This window comes from Pseudoalteromonas citrea (assembly GCF_000238375.3).
GTDB classification, from domain to species: domain Bacteria; phylum Pseudomonadota; class Gammaproteobacteria; order Enterobacterales; family Alteromonadaceae; genus Pseudoalteromonas; species Pseudoalteromonas citrea.
The window spans coordinates 692,688-711,096 of the sequence record NZ_AHBZ03000014.1; the positions used below are offsets into that span (position 1 = coordinate 692,688).

Below are 18,409 nucleotides of genomic sequence, written 5' to 3' on the forward strand. Positions count from 1 at the left end.
AGTTACAATCCGTAAAATATCCCAATTTAATCTGACAATCAAGCTTTGCTTAATTTTCTCTAACTTCAATAGGTTCCGACTCTTTAGCCTTCCCTTGTAAGATAGATATTTCCACTCTTCTATTACGCCGTCTATCTGTATTATTTTCATTAGGAACCAAAGGACGAGTATCAGCATGACCGACTACAACAAGCCGATTTTTATCAAACCCTCTCGTCGTCACCATCTCACTGGCAACGGCAACCGCTCTCGTTGCCGACAAATCCCAATTATTACTGTAAAGCTCATTCGTTACTTGAAAATCATCCGTGTGGCCAGATACCGTAATTTCACCTGGTACATCTTTTAGCAACTCAGCGATATCTTGAATAACGGGCTTAAACTTAGGCTGTAAGAATGCACTACCAGAAGGAAATGAACCATTTTCTTGAATACGAATAATAATTTGCTGCCCGAGTGACTCAAGCTCAATCGCACCATCCATAATCTGCTTTTCTAACTGCTGGGCAATCTTTTTCACCAGCTCATTCACTTGCTCTTGCTCGGCTGCTGACACTGCTTGTTGCATAGATTGCTCTTGAGAGGTACTTTGTGACTCCCCTCCTCGTTTATTGCCCCTTTGTTCTTGTCGTCCCCCTGCTGAGCTTTCATCGCCCGCTTGAAATTCCAACATTTGTTGCGTCATTTCTACCGTTTGCTGCTGTATTGTTTCAATAGGGGTGGGCTCGGGCTTTCCAGGAGTGAACTCCATTGCAATTACACTGGTTCCTTTGGGGATATCTTTTACTTCAATTTTATTTTGAACACCAAATGCAAACTTCATAGAGCCTGCAATTTGTTTAAACTTGAGTACGTCCATTTCTGAGAAAGCTAATAACAGTACGAAAAAGCACATAAGTAGTGACATTAAATCAGCGAATGTCCCCATCCAAGCTGGCAGTCCTGGGGGGGGGCATTTACACTCCTGCTCATCAGACATGCTTATTCCTCTTTGTCGCTACCGCGTTTCGATTCAGCTAAGTAGTTTTTCAAAATGCCTTCGATTACTTTCGGGTTTTGCCCATCTTGGATCCCTAAAATTGCATCAAGTATTAAACGTTGATTCTGTTCTTCTTCGTCCTTTCTCAACTCTAATTTAACTTGAATAGGAATAGCGACAACGTTCGCTAAGAAAGCGCCATAAAGCGTTGTCAACAAAGCCACTGCCATCGCAGGGCCGATGGCTTTTGGGTCATCCATATTTGATAACATCGCAACCAAACCAATCAAGGTACCAATCATCCCCATTGCTGGGGCGATGTCAGCCAGTGACTTAAACAACGACGCACCTTGTTCATGACGGGATGTTGTTAAAGAAATGTCCTTTTGCAGGGTCGCCCTTACTACATCAGCATCATGCCCATCCACTAACATATCAACCCCCTTACGCATAAACGCGTTAGGTATTTCAGCCTCCTCAAGGGCCAAAAAGCCCCCTTTGCGTGCTGAATCTGCTAGTTCAACCGCTTTTTCAATGAGTTCTTCAGGTGTTTCAATTTTGAACATGAAGGCTTTACCCAACACTTTACCGATACCGAAAAATTGCGGCATGGTAAAATTAGATAAAACAATGAAAAGTGAGCCACCGAATACAATAACCGCTGAAGCGGAGTCAGCAAACATAGCGACTTCACCGTCACTACTCATAAACATAGACATGGCAATCAAACCAATCGCGCCCAATATACCTATTACGGTTGCTAAATCCACATATCCTCCAGAGAGTGTTATATACTATTCTTCTAATTTTTTCTAACGCGCTTAAGTGTAGCGCCTCGCTACTGAGTCCCACAGTCAAAATATAAACATAGTCCTTTCTCAACAACATATCGGCAAGGAACTTTATTTCTTAACTCAATTATATTAAAAAGCTATAAAATAGCTAATAAAGCTACTCACTTGATATCTAACAGTTTAGCGTAAAAAAGTGCGCTTATCTTTGACCTAGTGCGCTATTGCCCCTAAAATTGAGCTCTTTTATTTAATTTGCCCAATAAAGAGACGTCCTCATGGCAGTAAAAAAACCAGAAAACCTCAGCTTCGAAGAAGCCATTAATGAGCTCGAAGGTATTGTTAGTGCAATGGAGCATGGTGAGCTCACTTTAGAACAATCACTTAAGCAGTTTGAGCGAGGGATACAATTGGCAAATGCATCCAATCAAAAGCTCCAAAATGCTGAGCAGAAAGTCGCTATCCTCATGGGCAATGATGAAAATAGCACAACAATACCATTTACTGGAAGTTCGGAATAAGTCGTGACCCTAAAAATAGAAATAAATAACGCACAAGATCGCATCACACATTTTATGACGCACTATTTTGAACAAGATTTAGTCACTGACGAAACCGTTAAAGCTGCCACCTTTTATAGTGTTAATAATGGTGGAAAGCGACTAAGACCATTTTTAGTTTATGCAACGGGTAAGATGCTAGGTGCCAAGGATAGTGATCTAGATATTGTTGCTGCTGCAATAGAGTGTATCCATAGCTATTCACTCGTTCATGACGATTTACCTGCAATGGATGACGATGACTTACGCAGAGGTAAGCCAACTTGTCATATTAAATTTGACGAAGCTCATGCTATTTTAGCTGGTGATGCGCTGCAAAGCTTGGCATTCGAGTTAATTTCAAGCCATCGCTTTGCCGTGCCTGAGTCTCGACAAATTAGTATGATTAAGGCTCTGTCTCAAGCCGCTGGTTTACAAGGTATGGTAGGTGGCCAAGCACTTGACATAGCAGGAACTGATAGAAATATCAGTCTAGAAGAGTTAGAACAGATCCATAGACTGAAAACGGGGGCACTATTGACATGTGCCATTGAGTTAGGTGCGCTATGCGCGCCACAGCTAGATAGTTCAGATTTAGAAAACCTTGTCTTATATGGCCAACATATCGGCCTCGCATTCCAAGTACAAGACGATATACTCGACATCGAGGGCGATACACATACACTGGGTAAGCCCCAAGGCTCTGATATAAACAATAATAAATCCACTTACCCAGCTATACTCGGCCTTGAAGGAGCAAAACAAAAAGCCCAAGATCTAACAGAGCAAGCAATACAGCAACTCAATAACGTCAATGCTGATACCGAAATGCTCGCGAAACTGGCGAAATACATCATTGAACGTGACCATTAACCGCTATTCATGACGTATTAATGACTAAGTTGCATAAATAGATAAAATTAACCACTGGCTTTGTATATAATTATGCAAGGTTTGAGTAGGACATATATAAATACAATGATATTTGATAGTAGCAAGTACCCTATGTTGGCTCTAGCAGAAGAGCCTGAGCAATTGCGCCAATTACCGCAACATAAATTACCTTCTTTTAGTAAGGAATTGAGAGCATATTTACTCGATTCAGTATCACAAAGTAGTGGCCATTTTGCATCAGGTTTGGGCACAGTGGAACTAACCGTCGCACTTCATTATGTTTACAATACACCAGAAGACCGATTAATCTGGGATGTTGGTCATCAAGCATATCCACATAAAATACTTACGGGTCGTCGTGAGCAAATTCATACCATTAGACAAAAAGATGGTTTGCACCCTTTTCCATATCGAGAAGAAAGCCAATATGACACGTTTAGCGTTGGTCACTCTAGTACTTCAATTTCTGCCGCATTAGGCATGTCTATCGCTGCTAAGAAAGAGGGCCTTGGACGTAAAACTGTTGCTGTGATTGGTGATGGTGCGATCACTGCAGGTATGGCATTTGAAGCAATGAATCATGCTGGCGACATAAAATCAGATATGTTGATCATATTAAATGATAACGAAATGTCGATATCAGAAAATGTTGGCGCCCTCACTAACCACTTCGCAAAAATATTGTCAGGTAGTTTCTATACCAATATTCGCGAAGGTAGCAAAAAGCTACTTTCTGGTGTACCACCCGTAAAAGAGCTGGCCAGTAAAGTAGAAGAACATTTAAAAGGCATGGTTATCCCTGGTACCTTTTTTGAAGAACTCGGACTAAACTATATTGGACCAATTGATGGCCACGATGTAAACATGTTAGTCGATACATTACGGAACATGCGGAATCTAAAAGGGCCACAAATTCTTCATATAAAAACCCAAAAAGGCAAAGGCTACGAGCCTGCTGAAGCTGACCCTATTGGTTATCACGCAGTGCCTAAATTTGATCCGTCAGTTCATAGCTTACCTAAATCTAAGCCCGCAGCACCAACATTTTCCAAAGTGTTTGGTCAATGGTTATGCGATATGGCAGCACAAGACTCTCGTTTAATGGCGATTACTCCCGCCATGCGTGAGGGCTCAGGCATGGTGCAGTTTTCAAAGCAGTTTCCGGAGCAATACTTTGACGTCGCAATTGCAGAACAACATGCGGTGACGTTAGCGGCAGGGTTTGCTTGTGAAAACCTCAAGCCAGTCGTCGCAATTTACTCCAGTTTTTTACAGCGCGCATACGATCAACTCATTCACGACGTCGCACTTCAAAATCTTCCTGTTTTGTTTGCTATCGACCGCGCAGGTATTGTTGGAGCTGACGGTGAAACACACCAAGGAGCTTACGATTTAAGCTTTATGCGCTGCATTCCAAATATGGTTATCATGACACCAAGTGATACCAACGAATGCCGGAAAATGCTGTATACCGGATTCAACTGTGATCAGCCGGTTGCTGTTCGCTACCCAAGAGGTAGTGCAGGTACAGCTGACATAGAACAAGTAATGACCGACGTTGCTATAGGTAAAGCAAATACCATCAGAGTAGGTAAAAATGTAGCCATCCTCAGCTTTGGTACACTGCTACATAACGCGCAATGTGCAGCAGATGAGTTTAACACCACATTAGTAGATATGCGGTTTGTTAAACCTATTGATACTCAGTTATTGACTGAACTTTCACAGTCGCATACACACTTTATCACATTAGAAGATAATGCAATTGCTGGAGGCGCAGGCAGTGCAGTTAGCGAGTTTCTTGCCAGCATAAATGCGTCAGTCCATGTTAGTCACCTTGGTATTCCAGATGAATTCATCAAGCATGGTACGCAAGACGAAATGCATGATGAAATGGGCTTGTCTGCACGTGGTATTAGTGATTATGTGCGTCAGTTGTTACAAGATTGAGTGCAATAAAGAAAGGGGCTAAAGCCTCTTTCTTTAAAATATTTAGGGGGATGATATGGTTAGCGAAACAGATTCATTTCACTCTTTCAAAGACTTTTATCGTTTTTATTTAACCCAACATAGCCACCCATATTGCAGAGCATTGCATTACCTTGGTAGCTCATGTGTTATTACCACTATTATAGCATTCCTTTTAACACAGTCCGTTTGGTATTTATTATTAGCACCTCTGTTCGGCTATGGGTTAGCATGGCTCGGTCACTTTGTATTTGAACACAATCGTCCGGCCACGTTTAAATACCCAATTTATTCGTTCATGGCTGACTGGCTTATGTATTTTCGATGGTTAGCCCGTCAAAAACCATAAGTGAGGATATACAATTATACTCACTGTATCCGTGAGCTATCGCATCCATACTTTAATTTCTGCTAAACCATTATCTTGTAACGTCTGCAACTGAGATTCAATATTGCTGCTTTGCTCAAATTCAAACGCATCAAGTTGATCATCAAAGATAATCGTCGCAGAACCATCTCCACCTCGCTGTTTAACTTGATGAAGCGCTATATCAGCTAAGTTTACAGATGCTTCCCAGCCAATGACTTGTCCGCCCAATAATGGCAATGGATAAAATGACCAACCCATCGAAACCGTTAACTTCATAGATTTACCATTGGGTAAATTAAAATCAAAATCAGCGATAGCTTTACACAACTCTCCTACATACTCCTCCACTTCATCACGCTTGAAGTCTCGTAAAAGTAATAAGAACTCATCGCCGCTCCAACGAGCGACATAATCAGACCCTTGCGTGCGCATATTGAGTAATGTTGCCAGTTGTTGTAAACAACTATCCCCCCCAATAGGGCCGTACGTATCATTGATTTTACTAAAGCTATCAACATTTAAAATCATCAGCACTAGGCGCTTATTTTGTTGCTGTAAAGACTGAGCATTACGCTGATAGTGCTCGACATCTTTTGGTAGCTGATCAAACAAGAAGCGTCTACTACGTAAGCCAGTCAGTTCATCGGTATGACTCACTAACTTTAACTGCGTATTTACTTGATTGAGCTTTTCGTTGGCCTTTCGAAGCTCTGTTGTCCTATCTGCAACGAGGTTTTCTAGCGCCATTTGCTTTCTACGTTCTTGCGCCCGGAATACCCAAAATATTAGGTAGAATAAGAAAATAAAGCCACACGTGATCACTAAGCGAAAGTAAATGGTTTCATCAAAGCGTCGGGGCAAAGATATCGCCACTTGTTTGGTTCGCGCTTTTGTCCAGTTTTGCCCTCGGCGTTTCACCTCTAACTCAAATAGGTATTCACCCGGTGGTAAATTAGTGTAAATAGCTTCTTGACCTGTTGATGCATCACGCCACTCACTCTTACCTTTACCTGATAAACGATAACGGAACTCAATACTTTTCGGTGCATAGAAATCAATCGCGGTATATTTTATTGTAATATCACGCTCACCGTTACCTAACACAATCCTATCTTTTAAAGAGCCGCTGGGTATCCGTCTCTCTTTCGTATTAAGTGCTTCTAATTTAGGCTGTAAGTCGTCTGCTCCAAACAACTGAACATCTTTTGGGATCTCGACAACCCCTTGCGAACTTGGATACCAAATAGAACTTTCGGTTTCCATGACCGCATCATGACCAAAACCTGAACAGCATTGACTTGCTTTACCATCCAACTGTCGGTCAAATTGGCTTATCACTTGTTCAACTTGTAGATTATTAATACTCTGAGAAAATTGAGCTGCTGGCATGCGGTAAACGCCTTTTTTAGTGCTCACCCAAATTTGCCCAAACTTTTTATCATAATGTAATGAATTAATAGAGCCGTACGGTAACCCATTAGACGCATCTAATTGAAGCCAGTCGCCTTCCATTGTTTGATAAAAAAGGCCATGGCTACGAGAGCCTATCAACGTAGAAACGCCATCTAAATGTAATATACTGGTGATATACGCAACGTCGAGTGCCGTATGGCTTCCTAGTTTTTCGATACCACGTTCATTGTATTGATATGCGCCTTTGTTAGTACCAATAAAGCCGAAGTTAGGTAGGTCCAGTACAAAGGTAATATATTGGCTTCCCAAAAATGAGTTATATGCAAACGGCGTGAGTCCTGCATAATCTAAGCGATAAAGCCCTCTACCAGTGCCTAGCCACAGACCGCCTTTATTGGAGGTGCTGATCGAAAATACAGGGTTATCTCTCAGCTCAATAAATGGCAAGGTATACACCTGCCCTTGCTCGTATAAAAGAACACCTTTATCAGTTCCTAAATACAGGCGGTCTCCTTGAAACTCCAAATCAAATACTTGTCTGCGCTTTAATTTCTGCATCGATAACACTTGTTGAAATTCGCCAAGTTTATCGAATACGCCAACCCCTAAACGACTTGATGCCCAAACTTTATCATCTGTTGCTTGTGTGATGGCTGTCACACCTTGATTTATGGTTGGCCCTACCTGATGACGTTCAACTTTCCCTGAGTGAGCAAACCATAGCCCTTCATTCAAGCTACCCAACCAAATATTATCTTCACGATCCTTGAATATATCTGAAAACCATATGTTTTGTTCCGCTTGCGTTGGCCTCACCGACTGCCAAGATCCATTAGGCTCTCGATACATGAGTTCACTCGATGTTGAAACCCAGAAGCCACCATCTTCATCACCGAGAAACTTATAAACAGCAGTATTCCCTATTTCTCCATAGCGACGAATAACCTCATCAATATCTAAAAAATACGCGCCCAACTCAGATGCCAAATATAAACGGCCATCGATCCAAGCAAGGTCATGAATAATGGTTTGCGCTAATTGCCGAGGTAGAGACAGCTTACTCGCTAGCTTCAATCGAAATTCATTATTATTGATTGAACTCGACTCTTTAATTTTAAGTAAGTGGTGCTCATTTACCAACCAAATACCATCAGATGACAATGCCATTCGTGTCACTGAACCAACGATTTGATTGATTTTACTCGGAGAAAATTGGGCCTGTTGATGCTCACTCTGATGGAGTAACTGATCCGCTTCAGATATATAGTACAGGCCGTTCGAAGCAATCCATATACCACCATCATGATCTTCTAATAGGTCATGAACCGGACCTTGGGTATTGAAGCTTTGTGCTTCAAGTGTCTGAGGGTTTAAACGGTGTAATCCTCGTCGCGTGCCAATCCATAGCATGCCGCGCTTATCAATGAGTAACTTATGGACTGCATTTGATTGCAAAAAACGCGTATTTTGTGTCGTTAAATTGGTAAACTTGTGACCATCAAACCGGCTAAGACCGAATTGCGTCCCTAGCCAGATATAACCGTTATTATCTTGTACAATGCTAGCGATTGATTGTGACGGCAAGCCATTTTGTAAATTCCATTGTTTCACAACATAATCATTAATTGCTGAAAATGCCGACTTTGAGGTAAAAGCCAACCCCATAAATATTAACAACCAAACAGTTACTAGCGTCTTTTTATTAGTCACAAACATCGCCTAGATTAACCCGCTAAAACGCCTGTTTTTAGCAGAGCTTGCAAACAAATCAATGAAAAAATCCCGGCTAAAATATCATCTGCCATGATCCCCCATCCTCCTTTTAAGCGTTTATCTAACAACTTAATCGGTCCAGGCTTTACAATATCAAAGAAACGAAACAACAGAAACCCAGCCAGCAACGTTTGCCAACTTAATGCAGCACCTAACATTGTAATATAAAAGCCTGCAACTTCGTCCCATACTATCGCTGGATGATCATGTACTTGCACATCTTTTGCTGTTTTACCACAAGCCCATAACCCAAACACACTAATAACAATAGCGAAAACACACTGAAGCCATAATGGATACGATAAAGTAATAAAAATAAACGGTAAAGCTGCTAACGTACCTACAGTGCCTGGAGCAACTGGAGATAAGCCTAAGCCAAAACCTAGTCCAAAAAATTGGTGAGGTCGCTTTAAATTAAACTGCTTAGCCAAACTTTCTCCTAGCTAAAATGCTCAAAACCCGACTCAGGTAACAGCCAAGGTTGGTTATCATATAATAACTCAATGTCATCACTACCTGCTTGAATTTGGCCAATGCATATTGGTTCAACCCCATACTGGTGTAATTTAGATTCCATCGTTAACTTATTATCTTGTGAAACAGTGTATAACAATTCATAGTCATCGCCATACGCCAGTGCTAACTTGAGTGCTTGATCCAATGGTACATTATTACGTAGTGCGTCTGACATAGGTACTTTATCAGCATGGATCCGCGCAGTAACACCTGATCGACGTAAAATATGAGACAAGTCTGCAAGTACCCCGTCAGAAATATCAATCGCAGAAGAGGCGATCCCTCTTAATGCTTGACCAGCAGCTACACGTGGCGACGGATAATGAAACTGTTTAAGTACTGACGCAGCATCATACTCACTTAGAGGCCAGCCTTTTTTACGACTTTCAATCGCTAACCCCGCATCCCCTAAATTACCTGTGACATAAATCCAATCACCCACTTTGGCGCCTGAACGCGTCAACGCTTTACCTTTTGGCACGGTTCCTTTAGCACAAATAGTAATCGTAAGCGGCCCTTGAGTAGTATCACCACCAATAATCTGAACATTAAAGTATTCAGCTATTTCATGCATACCTTCAGTGAACTCTTCTAGCCACTCAGGGTCTATTTGAGGTAATGTTAAGCCTAAGGAAACCCAAGTTGGTTCAGCACCCATCGCCGCTAAATCACTTAAGTTAACGGCCAGTGCTCTGTGCCCCAGTGCGCGAGGGGGAATATCAGCAAAGAAGTGCACCCCTTCAACCAGTGTATCGGTTGTAATTGCCAGCTGGCAGTTATCAGGTACATTAACCAAAGCACAATCATCACCAATCCCTACATCAACATCACGTCGCGTAACACCACGACCAGTAAAGTAGCGATTAATTAATTCAAATTCCTTCATACACAAAAAAGCCGGCCAATGCCGGCTCTCCTTTTGGTTGCCTTTACTTGCGGATATCTTTTACCGCTTTATCTAGCACACCATTTACAAACTTGTGGCTGTCTTCTGCACCAAATATCTTTGCTAACTCAATACCTTCATTGATAGCAACTTTATAAGGTACATCTTCACGGAATTTCAGTTCGTAAGCACTTACACGAAGAACTGCTCGTTCAACCATATCTAAGTCATCAAAAGGACGAGATAAATGTGGGGTAACAATTTCATCAAGTTGCTTTTGATTTACTGCAACGCCACGCGCTAAGTCTTTAAAATACTCAACATCTACTTTGGTAACGTCGTTCTCAATCAACATCTGTTGTTCGATATCACCAATTGGGTTGCCACTTAATTGCCATGAATAAACGGCTTGTAGTGCTAATACGCGCGCTTTGCGTCTTGCTGCTGGTTTCACTGAAGATCCTCTTAAATTTTATCGAGTACGTTAACCATTTCTAGCGCACCAAGCGCGGCTTCGCCACCCTTGTTGCCCATTTTGGTTCCCGCACGTTCAATAGCTTGCTCGATGCTTTCGGTAGTCAACACACCAAATGCAACTGGGATATCATGATCTAATGAAACACATGCAAGTCCTTTGTTCGACTCATTTGCAACCAAATCAAAGTGCGGCGTTCCGCCACGAATAATGACACCGAGTGCAATTATCGCATCAAACTCTTTTTTCATTGCAATGCGTTTAGCCGCAAGAGGTAACTCAACAGCACCTGGTACATATACCACTGTGATATCTTCATCACTAACACCACCCGTACGCTTTAACTCATCGACAGCGCCATCTAGCAAACTGCTTCCGATGAAGTCATTAAAACGAGAAATGACAATGGCAAACTTTTTGCCTGGTGCGTACTTATTACCTTCAATAATATTCATTAGATGATCCTAATCTTGTGTAATACCACAGCAGCCCTTATATATTGCAAGCTACTTGGTATGAGCAATTGCCAAATTGGAGCGCATAATAGCACAACTTTACGTCTACCTAAACAACCTTTAATCGCGCTCAAATATGCGCTATCTACTACTATTTAGGCTCAACGTATTCCACTACTTCAAGGTGAAAGCCTGACAATGCATGATATTTTTTCGGCATACTCATCAAACGCATTTTTTGAATACCTAAATCAGCTAAAATTTGCGATCCTACACCAACAGTACGAGACGTGCCTTGAAACTTACGTAAATTAACACTTTCACCAGCATCTTCAGCTGCAAACGCTTTCACCATAGATTCGATATCAGCTGGGTTCTCTTGCTTGCCTAGAATAACAAGCACACCGTTGTTTTCACTGATATGTTTCATCGCTCCGTGTAAACTCCAGCTTCTATCAGCTCCCCGATCCGATAACAACACATCATTAAACGTGCTTTGTAAATGAACTCTTACGAGCGTAGGCTCATCAGCATTTACTTCACCACGTTTCATTACATAGTGAAGTTGGTTATCAATGGTATCTTTATATGTTACTAAATCAAACTCGCCAAACTCGGTAGGAAGCTTACATTCAGCTACTTTCTCTATGGTTGTTTCATTCAGGTTTCTATATTCAATTAAATCGGCGATAGTACCGATTTTAATATCATGTTCTTTGGCAAATACTTCTAATTGTGGGCGTCGCGCCATAGTCCCGTCAGCATTTAATATTTCAACGATGACCGACGATGCTTCAAAACCAGCCAAGCGAGCAAGGTCACACCCAGCTTCTGTATGCCCCGCGCGAGTGAGTACGCCACCAGCTTGTGCCATAATAGGAAATATATGACCTGGTTGAACAATATCCTGTGGCACGGCCCCTTTAGCGACTGCGGCTTGAACAGTACGAGCTCGGTCTGCAGCTGAAATGCCCGTTGTTACACCTTTAGCAGCTTCAATGGACATGGTAAAGTTTGTTGAAAACTGAGCACCGTTATTGCGAACCATCAGCGGTAAATCTAACTGCTGACAACGCTCTTGAGTCATTGTTAAACAAATTAAACCTCGACCGTGTGTTGCCATAAAATTAATGGCATCCGCTGAAATATGTTCAGCAGCAATGATTAAATCACCTTCATTCTCGCGGTCTTCATCATCCATTAAAATAACCATTTTACCGGCTTTTATGTCATCAATGATCTCTTGTGCGCTATTTAAATTCATAATTTACCTGCTATTTTTATTTGCTATCGGATTACTTAATAAAACCCGCTTTGGCTAACAAATTTGTTGTGAGAGTCGATTCTGTTGCTGGCGTATGAGTACCTTGTATCAGACGCTCTAAATACCGAGAAATTTGATCAACTTCTAAATTAATTTTGGTGCCAACTTGAAAGTCCACAATGGTGGTTTCTTGTGCCGTGTGCGGCACAATTGTCAGCTTAAATTTATTCTCTTTGATGTCATTGACCGTAAGGCTAATGCCATCTATTGCGACGGATCCTTTGTAAGGAATATATTTCATCAGCGCTTCAGGCGCTTTTAGCCAATATTCTGTTGCTCGTGCATTTTGGTGCACACTGTCTATCGTCGCGATCCCATCCACATGCCCTGAAACTAAATGACCGCCGAGTCTAGAGATAGGTTGTAATGCCTTTTCTAAGTTAACCTTTTGCCCTAGCTTGTAATGAGCAAACAATGTTAAATGCAGCGTTTCATTTGAGACATCAGCTTTAAAGCCATCGCTAAACTTTTCAACTACCGTAAGACAAACACCATTGGTAGCAATACTATCGCCTAACTTCACGTCGTGCATATTTAAGGTATTACTTGTCACACGGACAGTTAAATCACCTTGTTTCGAAACTAGCTCGGTCAGGGTGCCTGTTGCTTCGATTATTCCTGTAAACATAATGCCTCTATGAAACTGCTCTAAGGGTTAAACGAATATCATCACCGACTCGTTCAACACTTGTAAAATTAAGTGCTGTTATTTCATTCATGTGGGTTAATTCAGGAGTATTAAATAACCCTCTACCGTCATGACCTATAATCTTAGGCGCAAGATAAACAACAAATTCATCAATTAAATTTTGCTGATGAAAAACCCCAGCGAGCGTTGCGCCAGCTTCAAGCCAAACACGGTTCACGCCACGCTTGGCCAATAATGCCAACACGCTTTGGCAATCAATTTTTTCACCCTGTTTTGGAACAACCACTTGCTCTACAAAATGTGGCCATTGCTGCGTATTATCAAGGGATGTTCTCAAAATAATAATGGGGGATGAAAATTGAAATAACGCAAGCGCTGGCGTCAAACGGTTCTGAGAGTCAAAAATAACCCGTATTGGTTGGCGCAGTGAAGTGCCTTCAGGCAAAGTGATATCACACTCAGTTTCTCGCACATTTAACTTAGCATCATCGGCTAAAACCGTATCTGCGCCGGTTAAAATAGCACAGCTTTGCGCTCTAAAACCTTGTACATCTTGGCGTGCTTGCGATGACGTTATCCATTTACTTTCGCCATTATTTAACGCGGTTTTTCCATCCACTGATGCCGCTAGTTTGCAGGTAACAAAAGGAAGCCCGGTCTCCATTCGCTTTAAAAAGCCATCATTTAATGCTCTCGCTTGTGCTTCTAGCAAACCCGACGCAGTCTCAATACCTGCCTCTTTCAGCATTGCCAAACCTCGGCCTGCAACTTGCGGATTAGGGTCAACCATCGCAGCAACGACTCTGGCAACTCCGGCTTTTATCAGTCCTTCCGCACAAGGGGGTGTGCGGCCATAATGGCTACACGGTTCTAAGGTCACGTAAGCTGTTGCTCCGCTTGCACGGCTGCCAGCCGCTTTCAATGCGTGAACTTCAGCATGCGGCTCACCCGCTCGCTGATGAAACCCCTCACCGACGACATAACCGTCCTTTACCACAACACACCCTACATTTGGGTTAGGCGTTGTGGTATATCGACCTTGACGTGCAAGTTCAATTGCACGCGCCATAAAGTGTTTGTCTTGATCACTAAACGCCATTAATCTCCTAGCCTCGCGATTTCTTCGCCAAATTCACGTACATCCTCAAATGAACGATACACAGATGCAAAACGCACATAAGCCACTTTATCTAGCTTTTTCAGCGCTTCCATTATGCATTCACCTATCATATGACTGGGGATTTCACGCTCGCCAGTAGCCCGAATTGTAGACTTAATTTCGTGGATCACTTCATCAACTTGCTCTGTGCTTACTGGTCGTTTTTCTAATGCTCGGTGTAACCCATTGATGAGTTTATCTTCATTGAAGGGTTCTCGTGAGCCATCTTGTTTGATCACTCTAGGCATAACGAGCTCCGCCCCTTCAAAAGTAGTAAAGCGCTCATGGCATTCAATACACTCTCGACGACGACGGACCTGATGACCTGAACTCACCAGGCGCGAATCAATCACTTTAGTATCTTTGGCGGTACAAAATGGGCAATGCATAGTTGTTCACTTTTAACTGGATACAAAAAAGGCCGCTATATAGCGGCCTTAATGATATCAAAAATCTCTGTTTTTGTGAGCTAAATTATGCGTAAACAGGTAATTTAGCGCAGATAGCTTTTACTTTCTCTTTTACATCTGCCTGAACTGTCTCATCATTGATATTATCAAGTACATCACAGATCCAGCTAGCCAATTCAGCAGACTCAGCTTCTTTGAAACCGCGACGCGTAATTGCAGGTGAACCAATACGTAAACCAGACGTTACAAATGGTGAGCGTGGGTCATTTGGTACTGAGTTTTTGTTAACAGTGATATTAGCACGGCCTAATGCAGCATCCGCATCTTTACCTGTGATATCTTTATCAATCAGGTCAAGTAAGAATAAGTGGTTTTCTGTTTTACCTGATACCACTTTATAACCGCGTTCTTGCAATACAGACACCATTGTTTGTGCGTTTTTAACAACTTGTGTTTGATACGCTTTAAACTCTGGCTGTAATGCTTCTTTGAATGCTACTGCTTTCGCTGCAATAACATGACATAGAGGGCCACCTTGTCCACCAGGGAATACCGCACTATTAAGCTTTTTGTAAATAGCTTCATCTTCACAAGCAGAAATGATCAAACCACCACGAGGGCCGGCTAATGTTTTGTGTGTTGTTGTTGTCACAACATGTGCATGAGGTACAGGGCTTGGGTAAACACCCGCTGCGATTAAACCAGCTACATGCGCCATATCAACAAATAAGTAAGCACCTACTTTATCTGCAATCTCACGGAACTTAGCCCAGTCAACAATACCAGAATAAGCAGAAAAGCCACCAATGATCATTTTAGGCTTGTGTTCAAGCGCTAGCGCTTCAACTTGCTCATAATCAATTTCACCCGTTGCTTCGTTTAATCCGTACTGCACTGCATTGTACAACTTACCTGAAAAGCTCACATGTGAACCGTGCGTTAGGTGACCGCCATGAGCAAGACTCATACCCAGCACTGTATCACCCGCTTCTAATAGCGCTAAAAATACCGCTGCATTTGCTTGAGAACCAGCGTGAGGCTGCACATTTGCATAGGTAGAGCCAAACAGTTCGTTAGCACGGTCAATTGCCAATTGCTCAACAACATCTACGTGCTCACACCCGCCATAGTAACGCTTACCAGGATAACCTTCTGCGTATTTGTTTGTTAACTGTGAACCCTGCGCTTCAAGCACTCGAGGGCTACAGTAGTTTTCAGACGCGATAAGTTCAATGTGTTCTTCTTGACGAGTCGTTTCAAGCTCAATCGCGTTAAATAATTCAGGGTCAAAATCTGCAATATTCATGTTACGTTCTAACATGGGGTCTCCTAGGTGCACGTAAAGGTATAAAAGCCGTATTGTACGCTCTAATGCGTGTGATGCCTATGGTAAAGGCTTGAGCATATTTAAACAGGGATTGAATTTATTTCACAGTGTTTATGCAATGATATTTTTTTATTTAAACATTAAGAAATTAAATAAATAAAAAGCAGTGAATTAAAGTTATAAATGTAAGAGCCGATGACTTCGGCACTTACATAACGCGACATAAGGTGCTATATCGATTTTATATAGCGCCTTATGACAACAATTTTTCGAACATTGCGGCTTTTAATTGCCCATAGTCAGCGTCTAAAGGCTTCGCTAAACATTCTTTATCTAGTGCATTCTGTAACACAGTAGGCATTGATATTTGTTGTTTTAATACCTCTTCGACTGACTCTTTAAACTTAGCAGGATGTGCTGTTGCTAAAAATATACCCGTACTCGCATCACCTTGATCAAGTTTAAGTCCTTCATAGGCAATCGCAGTATGCGGTTCAGCAATGTACCCAGACTTAGCAATATCTTGCATCACATTCTCTGTTATTTGCTCAGAGACACTACGTGAATAAAAATCATGTTTATTAAATTTATTGCTGTCGAGCATGCTTTGTACGCGTGGCCAGTTATTAGGTTTGCTCACATCCATCGCATTAGAAAGAGACTCCAGCGTCGCCTTTGGATCCCATTCACCGGAAGTAACAAATCGAGGCACCGTGTCGTTCTGATTCGTCGTTGCTGACAATTTTGCAATAGGTAACCCGATCACCGAGCCAATCATTGCCGCACAGACATTACCAAAGTTGCCACTGGGCACAGAAATATGTACGTTGGCACGTTCAGCTTTAGGAAGTTGTGCCAATGCTTCAAAGTAGTAACATACTTGAGCCACTAAGCGACTAATGTTAATCGAATTAGCAGAATTTAAACCAAGCTTACTTTTTAGCTCATCGTCTAAAAAAGCTTGTTTAACTAATGCTTGGCAATCATCAAAACTGCCATTCACAGCATAACAATGAATATTACCGCCCAATGTGGTGAATAGTTTTTGTTGTGCGAGAGAAATTTTTCCTTCTGGATAAAGGATCACGACATCAACATTAGGTTTGTTATAGAACGCATGCGCTACAGCAGCCCCGGTGTCTCCACTAGTTGCAGTTAAAATTGTGACGCGTTCGCCTTGATTAAACAAACCAACACACTCGGCCATAAAGCGGCCGCCAAAATCTTTAAATGCAAGAGTGGGCCCGTGGAACAGCTCTAAGCAATAATTGTTATTATCGACCTTTTCCAAGTTAACTGGGAAGTTAAAGGCGCGATGAACCATTTCACTCAGGGTATCTTTTGGTAATTCATCGCCAATTAAGTGCGCCAAAATTTCAGTACTTCGTTCTGCAAATGGCATTTCAAGCAACGCATCAATGTTGTCCAATGGGCTTAAATCTGTTGGAAAGAAAACCCCTTGATTACGCCCTAACCCCGTTTTTACCGCTTCAATAAACGATACTTGCTGTTGTTCATCTTTTAAATTTACGAGGTTCATTCTTTATCTCCCATAGAAATAACTCGAGTACCGAGGTTATCAAGTTTACAAATATGGCTGAAGCCATGCTCATTTATATAATGCTGACGCAACCAAGTTTGACATTGCTCCGCCGCTTTTAATGTTTTACAAATCGTAAATAGAGTTGGCCCTGCACCAGAAATACTGACCAAGTCAGCCCCTAACTTTGGTAATGCCGTTTTGGCATCACTGTATCCCGCAATCAAAGATCTGCGATACGGTTCTGCTATTGTATCTTGCATTAGAGTGAGCGCTTCATCAAAGCGTTCGCTTTGCATCAATAAGCAATAACTCGACAAACGTTGAGCAAACTCTACGCTCGCATGACTGCTTATTGTGTCTGGCATCACAGCTCTGGCCTTTGCAGTATTTAAAGCAAAACCTGGATATGCAGCAACATAGTACCAAGCTTCATCAACAGGCAAACTAATCGCCTTATTCGGAGTTAACTCAGCCGTTAATTGAAGCCCACCTAAATAGCAGGGAGTAATATTGTCATAATGACGTGCCCCACTCACTTTCCCTTCAAAGTCAGCCATTAGCTCAATCAATGCCTCTTGGGAAAGCGCGGTATTTGCAAATTTATCAAGTGCAGCAAATGTTGCCACAACAGAGCACGCACTTGAGCCTAACCCAGAGCCAATTGGTAAACGCTTTTCTAACACCAAAGAGACTGGCGGCATATCTAATGCCACATGCTCGCGAAAATGTACTAAACATTGGTATGCTAAGTTTTCTTCAGCTGCTGAGGGTAATTTATCAGCATATTGGCCTGTACATAAAAACTGATCTTTATCCGCAGCCTCCACATGAACAACATCGCCTAATAACGTGCCATCAATTGGCGCAAGTGCAACACCAAGCGAATCAAAGCCAACACAAAAGTTGCCAATAGAGGCTGGAGCATATACAGAAATCAT

The 18,409-nt window shown here is 42.0% G+C and carries 18 protein-coding genes; 4 read left to right on the top strand and 14 right to left on the bottom strand.

The genetic code is table 11. The features are described 5' to 3' along the window. Positions 1-49 precede the first annotated feature (49 nt). Positions 50-979 carry a flagellar motor protein MotB gene (locus PCIT_RS06435; protein WP_010362344.1) on the bottom strand — a complete coding sequence of 310 codons (930 nt, stop codon included), beginning with the start codon at positions 977-979 and terminating at the stop codon, positions 50-52. Positions 980-981: 2 nt separating this feature from the next. Next, entirely contained in the window at positions 982-1,749 is a 768-nt protein-coding gene (gene pomA / locus PCIT_RS06440) for a flagellar motor protein PomA (protein WP_010362345.1), read from the bottom strand. Between the two features lie 299 nt (positions 1,750-2,048). Between pomA and PCIT_RS06445 the strand changes: the two genes are divergently transcribed. From PCIT_RS06445 to PCIT_RS06460, 4 genes are all read left to right on the top strand, one after another. After that, positions 2,049-2,291 (top strand): exodeoxyribonuclease VII small subunit, encoded by a 243-nt coding sequence (locus tag PCIT_RS06445; protein WP_010362346.1) that lies wholly within the window; start codon positions 2,049-2,051, stop codon positions 2,289-2,291. 3 nt (positions 2,292-2,294) lie between these two features. After that, a complete protein-coding gene (gene ispA / locus PCIT_RS06450) occupies positions 2,295-3,182 on the top strand; it encodes a (2E,6E)-farnesyl diphosphate synthase (protein ID WP_010362347.1) in 888 nt (295 codons plus the stop codon). Positions 3,183-3,287: 105 nt separating this feature from the next. Next, positions 3,288-5,153 carry a 1-deoxy-D-xylulose-5-phosphate synthase gene (gene dxs, locus PCIT_RS06455; RefSeq protein WP_010362348.1) on the top strand — a complete coding sequence of 622 codons (1,866 nt, stop codon included), beginning with the start codon at positions 3,288-3,290 and terminating at the stop codon, positions 5,151-5,153. Positions 5,154-5,208: 55 nt separating this feature from the next. Beyond that, positions 5,209-5,520 (top strand): Mpo1-like protein, encoded by a 312-nt coding sequence (locus PCIT_RS06460; RefSeq protein ID WP_010362349.1) that lies wholly within the window; start codon positions 5,209-5,211, stop codon positions 5,518-5,520. Between the two features lie 36 nt (positions 5,521-5,556). Here the strand turns inward: PCIT_RS06460 and PCIT_RS06465 are convergent, their stop codons facing one another. The 12 genes from PCIT_RS06465 to thrB all read right to left on the bottom strand — a co-directional run bounded on the left by PCIT_RS06465 (position 5,557) and on the right by thrB (position 18,409). Next, a complete protein-coding gene (locus tag PCIT_RS06465) occupies positions 5,557-8,619 on the bottom strand; it encodes a ligand-binding sensor domain-containing diguanylate cyclase (protein WP_040698455.1) in 3,063 nt (1,020 codons plus the stop codon). A 59-nt stretch (positions 8,620-8,678) separates the two neighbouring features. Continuing rightward, positions 8,679-9,158 (bottom strand): phosphatidylglycerophosphatase A family protein, encoded by a 480-nt coding sequence (locus PCIT_RS06470; RefSeq protein ID WP_010362351.1) that lies wholly within the window; start codon positions 9,156-9,158, stop codon positions 8,679-8,681. 8 nt (positions 9,159-9,166) lie between these two features. Continuing rightward, positions 9,167-10,129 carry a thiamine-phosphate kinase gene (gene thiL / locus PCIT_RS06475; protein ID WP_040698393.1) on the bottom strand — a complete coding sequence of 321 codons (963 nt, stop codon included), beginning with the start codon at positions 10,127-10,129 and terminating at the stop codon, positions 9,167-9,169. Positions 10,130-10,172: 43 nt separating this feature from the next. After that, positions 10,173-10,583 carry a transcription antitermination factor NusB gene (gene nusB, locus PCIT_RS06480; RefSeq protein ID WP_010362354.1) on the bottom strand — a complete coding sequence of 137 codons (411 nt, stop codon included), beginning with the start codon at positions 10,581-10,583 and terminating at the stop codon, positions 10,173-10,175. Positions 10,584-10,594: 11 nt separating this feature from the next. Continuing rightward, positions 10,595-11,059 (bottom strand): 6,7-dimethyl-8-ribityllumazine synthase, encoded by a 465-nt coding sequence (gene ribH, locus PCIT_RS06485; RefSeq protein WP_010362355.1) that lies wholly within the window; start codon positions 11,057-11,059, stop codon positions 10,595-10,597. A 151-nt stretch (positions 11,060-11,210) separates the two neighbouring features. Further along, complete coding sequence (ribBA, locus tag PCIT_RS06490) at positions 11,211-12,323, bottom strand: bifunctional 3,4-dihydroxy-2-butanone-4-phosphate synthase/GTP cyclohydrolase II (protein WP_010362356.1); 1,113 nt, start codon at positions 12,321-12,323, stop codon at positions 11,211-11,213. A 31-nt stretch (positions 12,324-12,354) separates the two neighbouring features. After that, positions 12,355-13,011: a riboflavin synthase gene (locus tag PCIT_RS06495; protein WP_010362357.1), complete on the bottom strand. Its 657-nt coding sequence runs from the start codon at positions 13,009-13,011 to the stop codon at positions 12,355-12,357. A 7-nt stretch (positions 13,012-13,018) separates the two neighbouring features. Continuing rightward, positions 13,019-14,131 (bottom strand): bifunctional diaminohydroxyphosphoribosylaminopyrimidine deaminase/5-amino-6-(5-phosphoribosylamino)uracil reductase RibD, encoded by a 1,113-nt coding sequence (ribD, locus tag PCIT_RS06500; RefSeq protein ID WP_010362358.1) that lies wholly within the window; start codon positions 14,129-14,131, stop codon positions 13,019-13,021. Continuing rightward, complete coding sequence (nrdR, locus tag PCIT_RS06505) at positions 14,131-14,580, bottom strand: transcriptional regulator NrdR (RefSeq protein ID WP_010362359.1); 450 nt, start codon at positions 14,578-14,580, stop codon at positions 14,131-14,133. The genes ribD and nrdR overlap by 1 nt, the downstream gene beginning before the upstream one ends. Positions 14,581-14,665: 85 nt before the next feature. Then, positions 14,666-15,922: a serine hydroxymethyltransferase gene (glyA, locus tag PCIT_RS06510; protein WP_010362360.1), complete on the bottom strand. Its 1,257-nt coding sequence runs from the start codon at positions 15,920-15,922 to the stop codon at positions 14,666-14,668. A 259-nt stretch (positions 15,923-16,181) separates the two neighbouring features. Next, positions 16,182-17,468 (bottom strand): threonine synthase, encoded by a 1,287-nt coding sequence (gene thrC / locus PCIT_RS06515; protein ID WP_010362361.1) that lies wholly within the window; start codon positions 17,466-17,468, stop codon positions 16,182-16,184. Continuing rightward, on the bottom strand, positions 17,465-18,409 hold the full coding sequence (gene thrB / locus PCIT_RS06520) for a homoserine kinase (RefSeq protein ID WP_040698457.1): 945 nt from the start codon (positions 18,407-18,409) through the stop codon (positions 17,465-17,467). The genes thrC and thrB overlap by 4 nt, the downstream gene beginning before the upstream one ends.